Below are 17,496 nucleotides of genomic sequence, written 5' to 3'. Positions count from 1 at the left end.
TCACAGACAAAAGGAGGAGACACCATGAAGAGAACAGGGTGCATTGCCCTCCTCGAGCAGCTCGTCGCGGAGGGAGCCACGTATCTGTTTGGCAACCCGGGCACCGTCGAGGAGGGCTTCCTCGATGCGATGCGCGCCGTGCCTGGAATCCAATACATCCTCGGCCTCCAGGAGTCCGTGGCCGTGGCCATGGCGGATGGCCACGCGCGGGCGACCGGGCGGCCCGCCTTCGTCCAGCTCCACTCGGGGGTGGGGCTGGGCAATGGCATCGGGATGCTCTACCAGGCGAAGCGCGGCAACTCCCCGCTGGTGGTGTTCGCGGGGGAGGCCGGACTCCCCTATGACGCCATGGACGCGCAGATGGCCTGCGACCTGGTGACCATGGCCCGCCCGGTCACCAAGTGGGCCACGCGCGTCGTCCATCCGAGCTCGGTGCTGCGGGTGCTGCGCAAGGCCATCAAGATTGCCTCGACGCCACCCATGGGGCCCGTCTTCGTCTCGCTGCCCATGGACGTGCTCGATGCGCTGAACGACGAGCGCGTCTTCCCCACGCCGCGGCTGGACACCCGGGCGGCGCCGGAGCCGGAGGCGGTGGAGGCCCTCGCACGCATGCTCGCGGAGGCCGACGCGCCGATGCTCATCATCGGGGACGGAGTGAAGGCCTCGGGGGCCCAGGCGGAGCTGGCCCGCGTGGCCGAGTTGCTCGGCGCCGAGGTGTGGGGCGCCAACAGCTCCGAGGTGAATATGGACGCCGCTCATCCCCTGTACCGGGGCCTGCTGGGGCACATGTTCGGCAAGGACAGCACGGCGGTCGTCTCCCAGGCGGACGCCGTGCTCATCATCGGCACGTATGTGTTCCCCGAAGTCTTCCCCGCCCTGTCCGGCGTCTTCCGGCCGGGCGCCCGGGTCGCCCATGTCGATCTCGACGCGTATGAGATTGCCAAGAACTTCCCTGTCGACCTGGGCCTGGTGGCGGACCCGAAGCGCACGCTCGGGGCGCTCGCGGAGGCGCTGGAGCAAGTCCTGACACCGGCACGGCGGGCGGCCGCGGAGGGGCGGCTGCGCGGCGCGCGGGAGGAGCAGGAGCGGGTCCGGACGCGGGAAGCCGGTGCGGGCGACGACGCAATGCCCGCGCTCTTCCTGCGGGAGCTGGCGAGGCGGGTGGGCGACGAAGCCATCATCTTCGACGAGGCCATCACCTCCTCGCCGGAGGTGAACCGGGCGCTGCCCGCGCGCAGGCCCGGGCACTACTTCCAGACGCGAGGCGGCTCCCTCGGGGTGGGGATTCCGGGCGCCCTGGGCGTCAAGCTGGCCCACCCGGACAAGACGGTCATCAGCTTCACCGGGGATGGCGCGAGCATGTACACCATCCAGGCCCTCTGGACGGCGGTGCGTCACGGCATCGGCGCCAAGTTCGTGGTGTGCAACAACGGGGGCTACCGGCTGCTGGACGCCAATCTCCTGGAGTACTGGAAGGAGCGCGGCATCCCCGAGCATCCGTTCCCCAACTCGTTCAGCCTGGCCTTCCCCACGCTGCACTTCGTGGAGCTCGCGCGCTCCATGGGCGTGCCCGCCGCGCGGGTGAGCACGGTGAAGGAGATTGGCCCCGCGCTCGACCTGGCCCTCGCGACTCCAGGCCCGTTCCTCATCGACTGGGTGCTCCCTCGCGAGCCCCTGGACCCGGACGCCGACCGCCGCTGCGGGCAGTAGCAGCCGCCGCGTTGGAATGAAGAAAGAGGCCAGGCTCGGGAACTCCGAGCCTGGCCTCTGTCGTTTCAGCGCCTCAGTTCACGGCGACGCGCTGGAGGATGACGAGCCCGCGCGCGGGGAGGACGACTCGCAGCGCGTCTCCCCGGGGCACCAGCGTCCCGCCAAGGTTGCCGACGTTGTCTCCCCCATACCGCTCGGCGTCGCTGTTGAAGACCTCCTTCCAGGCGCCCCCGCCGAGCCGGGAGTGCATCAGCTCATAGCCGTCCGAAAACGGCCGGTCGTTGAGGCTGACGACGACGAGGAGCTCCTCCGTCCCACTCCAGCGCCGGAAGGCGAGGACGCGGTTGACGTCGTGCACGGCGAGGACCTCGAGCTCACGTGAGCGCAGCGCCTCCGAGGCCCCTCGCAGGCGGATGAGCTCCTGGTAGTACCGGAAGAGGTGCTGTCCCCTGCCCTCCCGCAGCCCCAGGAGGTCCTCACGCTGGCTCACGAAGGTGTCGTACCGGTAGTCATTGGCGGCGCCCACCTCCTCGCCCATGAGGAACATGGGCGTTCCCGCCGAGAGCGCGGAGAGGCCGAAGACCGTCCGGCAGCGGGCCTCGGCGGCTCGGAGGGTCTCTCCCCGCAGCTCCGCCCCGTTGGCGGCGACGACGAGGGTCCGCCGCGTGCCCTCGCCGTTGCCGGCCTCGTCGTGGGACTCGTGGTAGACGACCGTCTTGCTTCCCGTCCGGGCCAGCACGCCCGCGAAGGTGCCCATGGCCAGCGGTGAGCCATCTCCCCTGCCCGAGGTCCAGAGCAGCTTGGCGAACTCCGTGCCCCGCGTCGGGCCTCCGATGAGGTGATGGTAGAAGTTGGCGTACCAGGCGGCGTCGAAGCCCAGGCCCCCCTCCCCCACCGGCGTCGTCACCGCGTCCCAGCCGGAGTGGTCCTCCGCCATGAGCATCACCCCCGGGCGGATGAGGCGCAGCGTGCGGCACCACTCCCGGAGGAACCGGGCCCCGGCGATGTTGGGGCCGGAGGCAGGCTGCCCGTTGGCGTGCAGCACGTTGTAGCTGTGGATGCACGTCGTCTGGTCCACGCGAAACCCGTCGATGTGGAACTCCTCCATCAGCGTGACGGCGCTGCTGGTGAAGAGCGCGCGGACCGCCTCCTCGTGGAAGCGGGGGGCGTACCCGGTCGACTGGTTGTCGATGTAGCCCCCGTGCCCTGGCGCCGCCGTCGAGCCGGGTTGCGTCGCCGCCCGCTCGTAGTCGGGGTAGTCCTCGGGGCGGCCCTCGTACCAGAAGTAGAGGTTCTCCGTGTGGACGTTGGAGTCATACATCCACTCCGCCCGCTCGGAGTCGGGGTGGTAGTGATTGTAGACGACGTCCATGATGACAGCGATTCCGCGGCGGTGGCACTCACGCACGAAGTGCTTGAGCTGGTCGCGGCCTCCGCCCGCGTATTCGATGGCGTGGTAGTGCGTGGTGGCGTAGCCCCAGTTCGGCAGCCCTCCGAACTCGGACATCGGGAGCAGCTCCACGGCGTTGATGCCGAGCGACTCGAGGTGGTCGAGCAGCGCCACCGCGTCCGTCAGGGTGCCCACCGCGTCCTTCCCGAAGCCGAGCGCTCCGACGTGCAGCTCGTAGATGACCAGGTCCTGCACCCGGGTGGGCACGGGCCGGCCGGGGCGGAACTCGTCACGCCAGAACTCCTCCTCGGGGAGGAACTCCTGCTCGGGCCACCGCGGCTCTGCGAAGTGCTTCGTCACCTGGTCGGGGTCCACCACCACGGAGCAGCTCACGGTGGCGTTCACCTCATTCCGGCTTCCGTGATGCGGCTTGCCCAGGGGGTCGACAGTCCCTCGTCCCAACTGGCAGCGCGAGTAGAGGTCGGTCCTGTAGGCCACCTGTCCGTCGGCCTTGGTGACCCGGAACATGTAGGGCTGGAACCGGAGCTGCTCGAAGGCCAGGGCCCCGGAGCCGTCGGGCTCCGTCTCCCAGACACCGCCCGGCCCGCGGACCATGGGCAGCACCGGAAGCGTGGGCGACAGGCCCGTCCCGTCATCCGCGATGTAGCCGCCCTCCTGCGTCCCGAAGACCACCTCGACCTGCCTGGCGTTGGGAGCCCAGACGGCGAAGCGCGCCAGCGGCCGGGCCGCGCCCTGGAGGAAGTGCTTCTGGGCACCGAGGCGGCGGCCCTGCGTCAGGAAGTAGCGCTCGCACGAGGGCTCGGCGCCGAGCACGAAGGCGCGGACGGACTCGGGCGGGACGGTGTCCCCACGCTCGGCCGGGATGGCCCATGCGTCCACCCCGCCGGGGCCGTCCGCGATGACGCCCCACCTGAACTCCCTGCCCACCTGGGACGCGTCGAACGTCACGGTGGCGCGGAAGCAGGGGCAGCCATCCTCCGCGAGGGCCGGCTCCATGGGGATGACGGACCACGTGTCGGAGGCCTGGCCTCCCGCGTCCCAGCTCCCGGTGAGTCGGACGTTTCGAAAGACTTCTCGTTTCAACCCCGTGCGGTACTCGAATTGGACGGAAACAGACATGAGACCTTCCTTGGGTGGATGAGGCAGTGGCAGGCCCATGGAGCCACCGCCCCCAGGGGTGTGACGGCTGCCTGCCTCCGTCCGACCGCTCGGCCATCACACCGCCCGTCCCGGGGCTCCATGGAGACCACCGGGAGGTGACAGGTGCATCCACACGCAGAGCCCCCACGCCAGGCCCCCGTGCTCCGCTCCAGCGAGAGCGCCCATCAGGAGCGCAAGGTCACCTGGACGGAGCTGTTCTTCGACCTGGTGTACGTCGTGGCCATCGCGCGGCTCGCGCATGAGCTGAAGCAGACCCCGACGCTGGCCGGGGCCGCTGCATTCGCATGCCTCTTCGTCCCGGTCTGGTGGTCGTGGATTGGCGTCACCGTCTACTCCGACCGGTTCGACTCGGATGGCACCGCCGACCGGCTGCTGCTCGCATTGCAGACGCTGGCCGTGGCGGCGCTCGCCGTGCAGCTTCACGACGGGACGGGCGTCAACGCCCCCGGCTTCGCGCTGGCCTATTGCGTGCTGCGGCTGCTGCTCGTCCTCCAGTACGCGCGCGCCTGGCGGCACATCCCGGCCGCCCGGCCCCTGGCGGCCAGGTACATGATGGGATTCTCGCTCGCGGTGCTGCCGTGGCTCGCCTCGGTCTTCGTCCCGCTCCCGCTCCGCATCCCCCTCTGGGCGGCCGGCATCGTCATCGACCTGGCCACCCCGCTCACCGCGCGGGCCCAACAGGCGTCGATGCCGCTGAGCCACTCGCACCTGCCCGAGCGCTTCGGTCTGTTCACCATCATCGTGCTGGGCGAGTCGCTGGTCGCGGTGGTGAGCGGCGTGGCCGGGCAGCACTGGGCCGCCGCCTCCGTGCTGACGGCCGTCCTGTCCTTCCTCTTCGCCTTCGGGATGTGGTGGCTCTACTTCGACAACGTGAGCCACTCCACCGTGCGCCGGGGCCGGCTCTCGGCGCACGCCTGGGTGTACTTCCATCTGCTGCTGACGATGGGCCTGACGGCGAGCGGGGCCGGCGCGGAGGGGGTCATCGCCTCTCCGCCCGACCAGGCCGTCACGGGCGCCGCGCGGTGGCTCTTCTGCACCGCCACGGCCAGTTGCTTCGTCTCGCTCGGGGTCATCCTGCTCACCTCGGCCCCGGTCCCCCGCGAGAGTCCGAAGCAGGACCCGCGGCCCGAGCTGCTCCTGGGGGCGGCGGGAGTGATGCTGCTGGTCGCCCTGCTGGGTGAGCGCCTGCCCGCCTTCCTGCTGACCGGGAGCGCGGTCGCGCTCGTCGTCCTCCCGTTCTTCGTCGCGCGGCTCCAGGCGCGAGTGAACGCAGGGCATGCCGCGAACTGAGGACGGGGCTCGCGCAAGCCCCGTCCAGCGTCCACCGGGACGTCCCCGCTCGCCGCTACGCGCGCGTGTCTGCGAGGGAAATCAGTCCTTCCTGGATGGCCAGCGTGCGCAGCTGGGCCTTCAGCCGCTGGAACTGCTGGCGCAGCGCCGTCGCCTGGCGGGCCGTCATCTCGCTCGTCAGCGGCGTCTGGGAATCCGCCATCACCCGCACCACGTCCGGCCACGAGAGCTTCTGGTCCACCCGGAGCACCAGCAGGCGCTGCTGCTCGGGGTCCAGGCGCTCGCGCAGGGCACGGAAGCGGGCCTTCATGGTGGTGCGCTGCCACGGGTTCGTGGAGGAGGCCCGCCGGGCGGACCGCGCGGAAATCGCGGACAGGCCGACGTGCGGATGCCGGGCGGCGGGCGCGTTCAGCAGCTTGTAGCAGATGTTGCGCGCCATGCGCTGCGACCAGGTCCGGAAGGAACATTCCCAACGGAAGTCCGGCAGCCCCTTCAAGAGGCTCTCACAGAAGAGACTGAAGGCGTCATGGGCCTGTGCGTCATCCCGGAGGATGGCGCCCATCATCCGGCGAAGCTCCGGCCCATAACCTCGCAGCGCCTGCTCGACAGCCCGATTCAGCTCCCCGCTCCCGCAGAGCGCCTGAATCTCGTCTTCCAATCGGTTTCTCTCATTCACTTGCAAGCGAATCCCTCTCGGCAATGGCTTCCCGGGAGGAGGGAGTTCCGGGCGCGCCTTTGTGACGGCGCGGAGAAACCCGGAGCGGGCCCCGGCGGCGGCCATCACAGTGCAGCGGTCCGGGGGTCTACAAAGTGAGGGGCGAAGCGGTGCAGGTCGGCCCTCAATGGAAAGGGGCAGCAACGCGGTGAGCACCATTCTCCTGGTTGATGATGAAGCGGAAGTCCTCGAGGTCTATTCCGAGGTGCTGGAGCTGATGGGCCACGACGTCGTCCGTGCGAGCGACGGGCAGCAGGCACTGGAGCTGGCCCACCAGCGGCGTCCGGATCTGGTGGTGACGGACTGGATGATGCCGCGCATGAACGGCGTCATGCTGTGCAGTGCGCTGGCGCAGGCGCCGGAGTTCCAGGGCCTTCCCATCATCATGCACAGCTCGTCCGGCAATCCCCGGGCCCCCGGCGTCCAGCGATTCCTTCCCAAGACGGGCAGGCTGGATGACTTCGCGGAGGGGGTGACGCGCACGTTGACCGAGGCGCAGCGGCCACGGCCGACGGCAGTTCCCACCTGGACGGGGCCGCGTGCGCCACCCCGCCCCACTCCGGACTCCCGGCGCGGTTCGCGCGCCTCACGGGAGCGAGGCCCTGCTCAGAGCGCCGCGCGCACCGCGGCGAGCGCGGCGTCGTAGTCCGGCTCGTGCGTCATCTCCGGGACGATTTCCCGGAAGACGACCTTCCCGTCCCGGCCCACCACGAAGGTGCTGCGCGCCAGCAGGCCCAGCTCCTTCATGTAGACGCCGTACTTCTGGCCGAACTCGCGGTCCTTGTAGTCCGACACCACGGTGACGTTCTGGATGCCCTCGGCGGCGCTGAAGCGCCCCAGGGCGAAGGGCAGGTCCAGCGTGACGAACCAGACCTTCACGTCCGGCCCCAGCTCCGTGGCCTGCTGATTGAAGGTGCGCAACTGGATGGCGCAGACGCGCGTGTCCACGCTGGGCGCCACGCTCAACACCACCACGCTGCCCTTCGTGTCCGACAGCCGCACGGCGTCGTTGAGCCCCTTGAAGACGGTGAAGTCCGGGGCGCTGTCCCCCACCTTCACCTGCTCACCCACCAGCGTCAGGGGCTTGCCCCTGAAAGTCACCACACCCGCGAGTTCGGACATGAACCGGATTCCCTTCAGGCGGCCAGCAGCGCCGCGCCGATGATGCCGCTGTCGTCGCCCAGCTCGGACTCGGTGATGAGCAGTCCCTCGCGCGACACCTGGGACGCCCAGCTCTGCACGCCTTCCACCACACGACGCCGCATGCCCACGCAGTGGGTCAGCACGCCGCCGCCCAGGATGAGCCGCGCCGGGTTGAGCACCGTCACCTGGTTGGCCACCGCCAGGGCGAGGAACTGCGCGGCCCGCTCGTACACCTCGCGCGACGCGTCTTCGCCGGCCTCCGCCGCCAGCTCCAGCGTCACCGGCGTCACCCGCGCCGGGTCGCCGTCCGTCAACTCCACCAGCTTCGGAGAGCGCCCGGCCGCGAGCAGCTCGCGCGTCTGGGTGATGAGGTTGTGGCCCCCCGCGTACGCCTCCAGGCAGCCCAGCTCACCGCAGCCGCAGCGCCGCCCGCCGGGCACCACCTTGATGTGGCCCAACTCGCCCGCCACCCCGCCCGCGCCGTCCAGCAGCTTCGCGTTGGCGATGATGGCGCTGCCCACGCCCGAGCCCACGAACACCACCAGCAAATCACTCGCCCCGCGCCCCGCACCGGCATGCAGCTCGCCCCAGGCCGCGGCGGCCAGGTCGTTCACCACGCGCACCGGCTGGCCCAGCCGCGCGGTGAGCATCTGCCCCAGGGGCACGTTGCGCCAGCCCAGGTTGGGAGCAACCGACAGCACACCCGAGTCCTTGTGAATCTGGGCGGCGGCGCCCACCCCGCACGAGCTCACCGGGACGCCCGCGCCCTTGACCGCCGCGGCCGCGGCCTGGGCGATGGTCTCCACCACCCCGGTGGGACTGCGCTCGGCCAGGGCCACCTTCGCGGAAGCCAGCATCTTCCCGCCCCCGTCCACCACGGCGGCGCGGGCAAACGTCCCTCCCAGGTCGATTCCCAGCGTCGGCATCGGCGACATTCCTTTCTCAGCCCTTCAGCTTGGAGACCAACGCCGCGACCAGCGTCTCCACTTCCTTCTGCCGCGCCTCCTCCTTCAGCTTCCCCTCCGGCGTGAAGGCCTCCATCGCCTTCGGCAGGTGCACCTGGGCGGGGAGCACGTGCACCCCCGTGGAGGACAGGACCTGCCGCAGGTGCGGCTGCATGCGCGAGGTGCCGAAGACGCCCGGCGTGGCCCCCATCATCGCCGCCCACTTCTCGTGGAACAGCCGCCCCGGCGGACGGGACACCCAGTCGATGGCGTTCTTCAGCCCGCCCGGAATGGACGAGTTGTACTCCGGGCTGGAGATGAGGAGCCCCTGCGCCTTGCCCAGCCGCTCGCGCAATTCGGTGACGGGAGCCGGCAGGCCCGCCGCCTCCACGTCCCCGTCGTAGAAGGGCAGGTTCAGCGCCTTCAGGTCCACCACGTCCACCTCCGCCCCGAGCGAGCGGGCGTGCTGGACGGCGACCTCCAGGAGCTTGCGGTTGAAGCCCCCGGTCCGGAGGCTTCCGCTCACGGCGAGGATGCGCGGGCCGGCCATGCGCTAGCCCCCGACTTCCTTCTGCACCCTGGCCACCGTGCCCTCGATGAGCGCCTGGATTTCCTTCAGGCGCTCCGGGGTGTTGGCCTCGAAGCGGAGCACCAGGATGGGCTGCGTGTTGGAGGCGCGGATGAGGCCCCAGCCGTCGGGGAACGTCACGCGCACGCCGTCCACGTCGATGATGTCGTGCCCCGCCGCGCGCAGCGTCTCCGTGGCGCGCTTCACCATCTCGAACTTCTTCTCCTCCTTGGTGTCGAAGCGCAGCTCCGGGCTGGCGTACGTCTTCGGCACGTCCGAGAGGAGCGCGGACAGCGGCTGCTTCTCGTTGGTGAGGATTTCGAGCAGGCGCGCCGTGGAGTAGATGGCGTCGTCGAAGCCGAAGTAGCGGTTCTTGAAGAAGATGTGGCCGCTCATCTCCCCGGCCAGCTCCGCGTGCTCCTCCTTCATCTTCGACTTGATGAGCGAGTGGCCCGCCTTCCACATGATGGGCCTGCCGCCGCGCTTCGCGATGTCGTCGTACAGCGTGTAGCTGCACTTCACCTCGCCGACGATGGCCGCGCCCGGGCTCTCCTTCAGCACGTAGCGGCTGAAGAGCACCATGATCTGGTCGCCCCAGAGGATGTTGCCCTTGTCGTCGATGACGCCGATGCGGTCGGTGTCGCCGTCATAGGCGATGCCCACCTCGGCCTTCTCGCGCTTCACCGCCTCGATGAGGTCCTCGAGGTTCTCCACCACCGTCGGGTCCGGGTGGTGGTTGGGGAACGTGGCGTCCATCTCACAGAACAGGGGCACCACGTCGAAGCCCATGGCCTCGAACAGGGGCACCGCCACCGCGCCGCCCGTGCCGTTGCCGGCGTCGATGACGATGCGCATCCCCTTGCGGCCCATCTTCACCGTCTGGTGGATGAAGTGGTTGTACGAGGTGATGATGTCGTAGGGCTCCACGCGGCCCTTCTTCACGCCCACCTCGAAGTCCTTCGCCTCGATGAGCTTGCGGAGGGCCTGGATTTCGTGGCTGTGGAAGGTGGTCTTCCCCGCGCCAATCTTGAAGCCGTTGTACTCGGGCGGGTTGTGGCTGCCGGTAATCATGGCGAGCCCGTCCACCGGCAGCGTGTTGGCGGCGAAGTAGGTCAGCGGCGTGGGCACCACGCCCACGTCGAGCACGTTGAGCCCGGTGGAGGTGAGGCCGGCGCAGAGGGAGTCGCGGAAGCGGGTGGAGGACTCGCGGCAGTCCCGGCCCACTACGATGGAGCGCCCGCCCTGACGCCGGATGATGGTGCCCAGGCCCTTGCCCAGCAGCTCCACCACCTCGGCAGTGAGGTCCTTGTCGACCAGACCCCGGATGTCGTACTCGCGAAAGATATGCGTGTTCATGAAGGTGTCCCCGCCCCCAGGATGCCAGAGGGCATGGCAGAGGGCGGCGGACTCTACACGAGCACGGGGCCGGGCGGCACAAGCCTCAAGGGCCGGGCTGACTCCTGAACGACTCCGCCCCCCGGGGCTCCCGGCCGTACGCCTCCCCCGGGGCCAGCGGGGCGAACCACCAGAGGTCCAGGGCCATCATCCCCGCCGCGTCGAACAGGCCCGCCTCCGTCCGGGCCGGGTCCACCGGGAGGCCGAAGGTGACGTACGCCCCCGGCGCCAGCGTCTGCGGGGACAGTTGGGGGGCAAAGGGCACCCGGGTGTCCGCCGAGAGGCGCAGGCCGTCCAGCTTCACGGGCTCGCTGCCCCGGTTGTAGAGCTGCACCCACCAGGCGCCGGAGGCTCCGCGCCCCACCCGGTCGATGACCAGGGGGCCCTGGCCACGCTTCTCCAGCGCGTCCAGGTGGGCGAGCAGCCAGGCGCGGCGCTCGCGCACGAAGCGGCGCAGGTAGTTGGCGCTCTCCGCGGCGTGCGCGGGGCTGACGTACGGGTCCGCGACGTGGCCGCCCCCGTCCGGGAGGATGAAGGGGGCCAGCAGGGCGTGCATCGCGTCGATGCGGGCGCCCAGCTGCTCCTCGGTGAGGCGCGTGTCGAGCAACTCGCGCATGCGGCGGATGTACTGCGCGCGCAGCTTCGGGTCCTTGAGGATGCGCGTGGTCAGCGTGCTCCACGTGGGCCGCATGTCCGTGTAGCCCAGGTCATCCCGGCGGTGGACATAGAGCTCGTAGACCTTGCGGTCGTACCCGCTGAAGCCCGGGTGCGGGTAGTCCTTCTTCACGCCTTGGTTCGTGTGCGGCGTCGTGCGGTTGTAGAGGCTGAGTGCGTTGTTCAAATCCCACGGGACGAAGGTCCACCGGCCCGTCTCGCGGCTGTAGACGAGGTAGCTGCGCGCGTCCTGGTGTGTGTGATTGACGATGAACGCGTCCAACACCATCCAGGTGATGTAGTCGTCCAGCTCGACGTTCTTTCGCGCGAAGGCCTCGAAGCGGTCCGGCGGCGTGCGGTTGAGTCCGTCCAGGAAGGTCCACAGCCTGTCCCAGGGCTCCTTCTCGTTCGTCTTCTTCTCCCAGTCCTCCATGTACGGCTGCTTCGGCGGCGGCCGCAATTCACAGTCATGCATGCCGCAGCGGTAGATGTCGCCGTCGTCGTCCAGGCCGTGCGCCGCGAGGAAGTCCTTGGTGATGGACTCCACCTCCACGTAGACGCCCTCGTACCGGCCATTGAGGTAGAGGTGGACGTACCGGACGCGGGGCACCTCCAGGCCCACGCTGGCCGCGGTGTCGTACCAGAGCTTCTCCGTGAGGTAGCCGCCGTCCTTGTACGCGGCGAGCAACTCGATGCGCTTCACGCCCTGGAAGCGGTCCGCCTTGTCGAAGTGCACCTGCCAGGGCTTCTTCACCTCGTAGCGGGTGGAGCGGCCGCGGTAGCTCAGGTCCACCGCATACGTGCGCCCGTCCGCCGCGAAGGAGGCCGGCACCTCGTAGTCCCGGTTCTCGATGTTGTCGTTCAGCGCCTGGAGATGCTCTGGCGCCACGGTGAGCCGGTACTCGGGGATGGAGGTCTGCAGGGCCGGCCAGTCCGGCGGCAGCGGCTTCGTGGGGCCCGCGTCCGGAGTGCCGGAGTCGGGGGTGCCGGAGTCCGGCGTGCCCGAGTCGGCCGTCCCCGCATCCCTCCCCGCGTCCTCACCGGAGGTGCCGGCGTCCGGGGCCCCCGCATCGGGAGTGCCTGAATCAGACCCGGGCCGCTCGTCCCGGCCCGAGTCGTCCGGCGGAGTGTCTGGCGTTGGAGGATTCGAGGACGCGCTTCCACACGCGCCCAGCAGCAGCATCAATCCAGCAAGGAGGGCAAAGCGTTTCATGTCGCCTGGATGTGAGAGCAAGTCGCACGCCAGGGATGTTGGCCCGCGTCTTGCCAGCAAAGGCGAAGCACGGGGACTCCAGAGGGAAAGGCTTTGCCCCGACGCGGGCGGCGGCCCGCTCAGGCAAGCGCCCCCGAGGGCAGGGAAGGAGTCACGGACGCCACACCGCGCCGCAGCTCCCGGTAGTGGCGCAGCCAGGAGACGTTGAGCGGGTCCAGGGCGAGCGCCTCGGAGTAGCGCGAGAGCGCGGCGCGCAGGGCGCGCTGTGCCTCCATCGCGTGGCCCTGGGTGAAGAGGGTGCGCGCGCGGGCCTCCGCTTCGGGACGGGCGGCCAGCCAGGCGCGGCGCAGCGGCTCGACGGCCTCGTCGGTGAGGCCCGCGTCGACGCAACGCGCGAGCCCGGCGAGGTTGCGCCGGACGGCATCGAAGCCCGCGCGGTTCAGCGGCTCGCCCAGGGTGCGGCGGGCGGCCTCCACGCGCTGGCGCAGCGACTCCAGCGCGCGGCGCTGCTCCACGGGCAGCTTGCGCTGGCGGAAGCCATCCAGGCGGCGCAGCGCGGCGCTGGCGCGGCGGCGCACCTCGTCGAAGTCCGCGTGCGGCAGTGCGCCCAGCAGGGCGTACGGGTCCTTCGCCACGCCCGCGGCGCGAGACAACAGGCGGGCAAGCTCGGCGTCCGGACGGAGTGGGGCGGGCCGCTGCGCGCTCGCGAGCGCCTGCGCCAGCAACTGGAGCAGCGGCTCACCGCGCTCGGCGTACTGGACGAAGATGCCGGCGGCCACGTTCCAGATGCGGGCCTCGTCCTGGGTGACGTGACGGACGACGTCGCACTCGCACACCACCGTGCGCCCGGCGAAGGTCAGCTCCACCGGCACCCGCGCGGCGAGCGGCGGCAGCGTCCCCAGCGACGCGGCGAAGAAGCCATCCGTCGTCACGTCACCGGCGTCCACGGAGACCAGCCCCGACGCGGCGTCCAGCCCCACGCGCACGCGCAGCCCGGCGGGCGCGGGGACACACGGCGCGGAGACCTCCAGCACCCGCGCGGCGCCATGCGCGGCCTCGCGCAGCGCCAGGTGCAGCGGCGTGGCGCCATCCGCGGGCACCGGCTGCCCGAAGATGGAGATGCTGGCATTCATTCCCGGGGCCGCCATGGAGGCCAGCAGGGGAATGGGATGCGGGAGGATGTCCCACGGCACGCCCGTGTTCGGGAACGGCGCGGACACCCCGGCGGGCAGGCCCTCCGCCAGCTCGTCCACGACGACCTCGATGTCGGCGAGCGGCTCCTCTTCGTCGGCGAACGGAGAGCGCGGCTCGGCCTCGGACGTCAGGCAGCTCGCGAGCGCGGCGCGGAAGGCGCGGGCATCCGGGAAGCGCTCGTCGGGGCGCTGGGCCAGGGCGCGCAGCAGCACCGCGGACAGCGCGGTCGGCACGCCGGGGTTGAGCAGGTGCGGCTGCGGCGGGGTCAGCTCGCCCACGCGGCCGAAGCCGAAGGGCAGGCGCCCGGTGACGAGCAGGTAGCCCACCACGCCCAGCGCGTACAGGTCCGCGCGACCATCCACGGCCTCGCCGGACCACTGCTCGGGCGCGATGAACGCGGGCGAGCCCACCACCATGCCGCACGCGCGCTCCTCCCGGGAGAGGCTGGCGCTGAGGATGGCGCTGGCGCCGAAGTCGAGCACCTTCACCCGCCGCTCGCCGCGCTTGTCGCGGGTGAGGACGAGGTTGTCGGCGGACAAATCACAGTGCACCAGCCCGCGCGCGTGCGCGGCCTCCACGCCCTCCAGCGCCTGGGCGAGCAACTCCACGGCCTCCACCGGCGCCAGCGGCATGGGCAGGCGCGAGAAGGGCTCGCCATTCGCATGCTCCATGAGGAGGCACGGCAGACCGCCGGGGCCGGGGCGCGCGTCGAGCACGCGGGCCACATGGCGGTGCGTCAGCTCGCGCAGGGCGCGGGCCTCCGCGTAGAAGCGGGTGCGCATGGCGGGCCGCGCGGCCAGGTGCGGGTGCAGCACCTTCACGGCGAAGCGGTGCGCGCTGGGGAGGTGCTCGGCGAGGTACACCGTGCCCAGGGCCCCGGCGCCCAGCCGGCGCTTCAGGACGAGCGGCCCGTGCCGCTGCCCTTCCAGAGACACCTCCGCGGACGTGGTGGAGGTGGCCTGCTCGGCCGGGCAGGGAGTCCCGGACGGATGAGCCACCGCGCAGTGCTTGCATGCCATCGAAGCCACCCTCGTTGCGCCCCGGAAAGCGGGGCGGGCGGCGTCGGCTCTGCAACCTTCGTGCAGCCCCCCTTCGTCCACGAATGGACAGGACAACCTCCCGAGAGAGCGAGAAGCGCCGGTGTGCGGGTCCGAACGCACCCGTAAATCTTCCAGGGGTGCCCGCGAAGATTCTCCCGCGTACATCGGCGCCATGCCGGCGCTTCCGAGGGCTGTCACCCCCGCCTGCTACTCCGGTACTGACGGGAGGTCCCCCATGTTCGTCAGTCCCCCCGGCCGTCGCGGCTGTAGCACCCACAAGCCTGGCGGCCGGTCCCACACCCTGCTCATCCCGCTCCTGGCCGTCACCGGCTGCGGCACCTGGAACCTGAAGGAGATGCCGCTGAGCGAAATGGACAGCAGCGCGTTGCGCTACCGCTCCGCGTCGCCGCCCGCCTTCACGCCGACGGAGGAGCCAGCGACCGCCGAAGGTGGCGACGCCGCGGCCCGGGCGGGCCTGGCCGCGAGCACCGTGAAGCAGAAGCTGGTGCGCGGCGATGCACTCGTGCAGGTGCTGCAGCGGGCCGGGCTGCCCCTCGCGCACGAGCGGCTGCCCGACACGGCGCCGCTGTCGCCCGAGGACGCGTCGGCCCTGTTCGGCGCGCTGCTGGAGCAGCCCGTCACGGTGGCGGGCTTCGGCCCGCGGCTCGTCGCCTCGCGGCTGTTGCGCGAGGTGGTGGAGGGTGACGAGGAGGTGTCGCGCGCGGAGTTGCTGGAGCGCGTGAAGCGCTACGAGCGCCTCGCGGTGTTGCGTCCGGATGGCACCCTGGCCATGGCCCTCACGGGGGCGGCGCGCCAGCGCGTGGGCGAGGTGCAGTGGAGGGAGGGTTCCTTCCGCGCGGGAGGCTTCGTGGTGGGCGCGCTCTACTCGGGAGCCACGGGCGTGTGGCGGCCCGTGGACGCCGCGCTCCAGCGAGGCTGGGACAGCCCGGTGCTGGCGGAGGTGCGCGACGACGCCGTGGCCCAGGACGGCGCGGAGGAGACCTTCATCGAGCTGGTGCTCGCGCTGGGGCAGCTCCTCACGCAGCCGGGAGACAGCCTGTCCGCGCTGGCCCAGCTCCCCGAGGGGCTCGCCATGCTCGTCACGTCCTCGCCCGCGTATCTGGAGCGCTTCCGGAAGCTGACGCGCGGAGAGCAGGTCCGCGAGCTGTCGAAGCTGAGCGCCGCGCTGCTGTCCACCTGGGGCACGGTGGTGGGCACCCCGCGCACGCTGGCGGCGCTGGGCCGGGGTTGGGAGGCGCACCGCGTGCCGGTGGTGTCGCTCGCGGAGGACGGCACGCTGGTGGTGGAGCGCGTCGCGGTGCCGGTGGGCCGCGCCGTCACCGTGCTGGGCGAAGGCCCGGGCGCGGCCGCCGTCCTGCATCTGGAAGCGTCCCTGTCGGAGCCCCGCCGTCGGCCCGAGCCGGTGGGCGGCCCCGGACGGTGGGGACCGTCGCGCGAGCTGCTGTCCCCGCGCGCGGCGCGCTACCAGGAGCACGTGTCCGGACACTCCGCGAGCGAGGCGTACTGGCTGGGCGAGCCGGGGCGGAAGGACGCCACGCGGTTCGATGGTGTCGCGGAGGGCGCGCTGCTGGAGGCACGGGGGCCGGGCTTCGCCAGTCGCTTCAACGACGACTTCACGCCGAAGCCCTGGTTCGCGCGGTGGGGCGCGAAGGCGCTCGTCGAGGGGGCGCGGCGGCAGCAGCAGGCGGCGCTGGCCACGGGCGCGCGCGTCCGCTGGCACGTCTCGGAGGAGAAGGCGGCGCGTGCGCTGAGGAAGCTCTTCGACGGCGCACAGCTCGACGAGGTCGAGGTCCTCCACACGCCCGCGCCGTGAAGCGCGAGGCGTGGGGAGTCGCTCGGGGCACTACACGTACTTCGTCAGCTTGCGGGCCTTGAGGGCCTCGACGACCTTGCGCACGTCCTGGCTCTTGTCCTTGGGCACCACGAGGACGGCGTCGCCGGAGTCCACCACCACCACGTCGGTGAGGCCCACGACGGCCAGCGGGCGCTTGTCGGCGAGCACCACGCAGTTCTTGCAGTCCACCACCACCGCGGCGTCACCGGACACCACGTTGCCGTTGGCATCCGCGGGGCGCACCTCGGGAATCGCGGCGAAGGAGCCCACGTCGGACCAGCCGAAGTCGCCGGGAATCACGGCGATGTTGGAGGCCTTCTCCATGACGCCGTAGTCGATGGAGATGGACGGCAGCTTGGGGAACACCTTCTTCAGCACGGACGCGAAGGTGCGCTTGCCCGCGGCCTTGCGCAGGGCGTCCAGCCCCTTCTGCATCTCCGGCATGTGCTTCGCGAAGGCCTCGAGGATGACGTCCGCGCGGAAGAGGAAGATGCCGCCGTTCCACAGGTAGTCACCGGACGCGAGGTAGCCCTTCGCCGTCTCCAGGTCGGGCTTCTCCTTGAAGGCCTGCACCTTGCGGCCGCCGCCCTCCAGGGCCTCACCCACCTGGATGTAGCCATAGCCCGTCTCCGGGTGCGCGGGCTTGATGCCCAGCGTGACGATGTGGCCCGCCTCGGCGAGCTTCGCGGCCTCGGCCAGGGTGCGCTTGAAGCCGGGCACGTCCGCCACGTGGTGGTCGGAGGGCAGCACCACCATGACGCCCTTCGGGTTGCGCGCGGCCACCTGCACGGCGGCCAGGGCCACGGCGGGGGCGGTGTTGCGCGCCACCGGCTCCACCAGGAGGTTCGCCTTCGGCAGGCCCTTCACCAGCTTCGCGGCGGCCTTCGCGTGCAGCGGGCCGCAGACGATGAAGGTGTCCTTCACCGAGGCGAGCCCCTTGAGGCGCGCGGAGGTGTCGGTGATGAGGGGCTGCTTCGAGGCCAGCGGCAGGAACTGCTTGGGGCGCGCCTGGCGGGACAGGGGCCAGAAACGCGTGCCGGAGCCACCGGCCATGATGACGGGATAGAGGGCCATACGGGTATCGAACTCCTGGTATGGCGGCGCACCATACCGTTTCGGCCTCTCGGGAAAAGGGGAACGCACCGCCGGGGCCTCTTCCCGGCCCGGAGCGCCTCACGGCAGCCTGCCTGCTCCCCGCCCGGG

Annotated in this window: 13 protein-coding genes; 4 read left to right on the top strand and 9 right to left on the bottom strand. The window is 70.9% G+C overall.

Annotated features, from left to right (window positions below; all coding sequences use genetic code 11):
• Window positions 1–24: 24 nt before the first annotated feature.
• Entirely contained in the window at window positions 25–1,710 is a 1,686-nt protein-coding gene (locus tag OV427_RS28585; protein ID WP_267859357.1) for a thiamine pyrophosphate-binding protein, read from the top strand.
• A 73-nt stretch (window positions 1,711–1,783) separates the two neighbouring features.
• Here OV427_RS28585 and OV427_RS28580 read toward each other — a convergent pair whose 3' ends face one another.
• On the bottom strand, window positions 1,784–4,240 hold the full coding sequence (locus OV427_RS28580; RefSeq protein WP_267859356.1) for an alpha-amylase family glycosyl hydrolase: 2,457 nt from the start codon (window positions 4,238–4,240) through the stop codon (window positions 1,784–1,786).
• A 144-nt stretch (window positions 4,241–4,384) separates the two neighbouring features.
• Here OV427_RS28580 and OV427_RS28575 point away from each other — a divergent pair, with 144 nt between their 5' ends.
• On the top strand, window positions 4,385–5,572 hold the full coding sequence (locus tag OV427_RS28575; protein WP_267859355.1) for a low temperature requirement protein A: 1,188 nt from the start codon (window positions 4,385–4,387) through the stop codon (window positions 5,570–5,572).
• Between the two features lie 55 nt (window positions 5,573–5,627).
• Here OV427_RS28575 and OV427_RS28570 read toward each other — a convergent pair whose 3' ends face one another.
• The gene (locus OV427_RS28570) at window positions 5,628–6,230 is read right to left on the bottom strand and encodes an RNA polymerase sigma factor (RefSeq protein WP_267859354.1); all 603 of its coding nucleotides are present in this window, start codon (window positions 6,228–6,230) and stop codon (window positions 5,628–5,630) included.
• Between the two features lie 205 nt (window positions 6,231–6,435).
• Between OV427_RS28570 and OV427_RS28565 the strand changes: the two genes are divergently transcribed.
• A complete protein-coding gene (locus tag OV427_RS28565; RefSeq protein WP_267859353.1) occupies window positions 6,436–6,933 on the top strand; it encodes a response regulator in 498 nt (165 codons plus the stop codon).
• Here OV427_RS28565 and tpx read toward each other — a convergent pair.
• From tpx to OV427_RS28535, 6 genes are all read right to left on the bottom strand, one after another.
• Window positions 6,894–7,409: a thiol peroxidase gene (tpx, locus tag OV427_RS28560; RefSeq protein ID WP_267859352.1), complete on the bottom strand. Its 516-nt coding sequence runs from the start codon at window positions 7,407–7,409 to the stop codon at window positions 6,894–6,896. The genes OV427_RS28565 and tpx overlap by 40 nt on opposite strands.
• A 14-nt stretch (window positions 7,410–7,423) precedes the next feature.
• Complete coding sequence (locus OV427_RS28555) at window positions 7,424–8,356, bottom strand: ROK family protein (protein WP_267859351.1); 933 nt, start codon at window positions 8,354–8,356, stop codon at window positions 7,424–7,426.
• Between the two features lie 16 nt (window positions 8,357–8,372).
• Window positions 8,373–8,924 (bottom strand): NADPH-dependent FMN reductase, encoded by a 552-nt coding sequence (locus tag OV427_RS28550; RefSeq protein ID WP_267859350.1) that lies wholly within the window; start codon window positions 8,922–8,924, stop codon window positions 8,373–8,375.
• Window positions 8,925–8,927: 3 nt separating this feature from the next.
• Window positions 8,928–10,298 (bottom strand): phosphomannomutase/phosphoglucomutase, encoded by a 1,371-nt coding sequence (locus OV427_RS28545; RefSeq protein WP_267859349.1) that lies wholly within the window; start codon window positions 10,296–10,298, stop codon window positions 8,928–8,930.
• Between the two features lie 85 nt (window positions 10,299–10,383).
• Window positions 10,384–12,204, bottom strand: coding sequence for a CotH kinase family protein (locus tag OV427_RS28540; protein WP_267859348.1), 1,821 nt, complete (start codon window positions 12,202–12,204; stop codon window positions 10,384–10,386).
• Between the two features lie 119 nt (window positions 12,205–12,323).
• Window positions 12,324–14,417, bottom strand: a complete 2,094-nt coding sequence (locus OV427_RS28535; RefSeq protein WP_267859347.1) for a serine/threonine-protein kinase — start codon at window positions 14,415–14,417, stop codon at window positions 12,324–12,326.
• Window positions 14,418–14,673: 256 nt separating this feature from the next.
• Between OV427_RS28535 and OV427_RS28530 the strand changes: the two genes are divergently transcribed.
• Window positions 14,674–16,272 carry a Tox-REase-5 domain-containing protein gene (locus OV427_RS28530; protein ID WP_267859346.1) on the top strand — a complete coding sequence of 533 codons (1,599 nt, stop codon included), beginning with the start codon at window positions 14,674–14,676 and terminating at the stop codon, window positions 16,270–16,272.
• Window positions 16,273–16,302: 30 nt separating this feature from the next.
• Here OV427_RS28530 and OV427_RS28525 read toward each other — a convergent pair whose 3' ends face one another.
• Complete coding sequence (locus OV427_RS28525; RefSeq protein WP_267859345.1) at window positions 16,303–17,367, bottom strand: mannose-1-phosphate guanylyltransferase; 1,065 nt, start codon at window positions 17,365–17,367, stop codon at window positions 16,303–16,305.
• Window positions 17,368–17,496 lie beyond the last annotated feature (129 nt).

The sequence above is a fragment of the Pyxidicoccus sp. MSG2 genome, from assembly GCF_026626705.1.
Lineage (GTDB): Bacteria > Myxococcota > Myxococcia > Myxococcales > Myxococcaceae > Myxococcus.
Note: the sequence above shows the minus strand (reverse complement) of the source record. Positions and strands in the feature narration are given on the sequence as shown.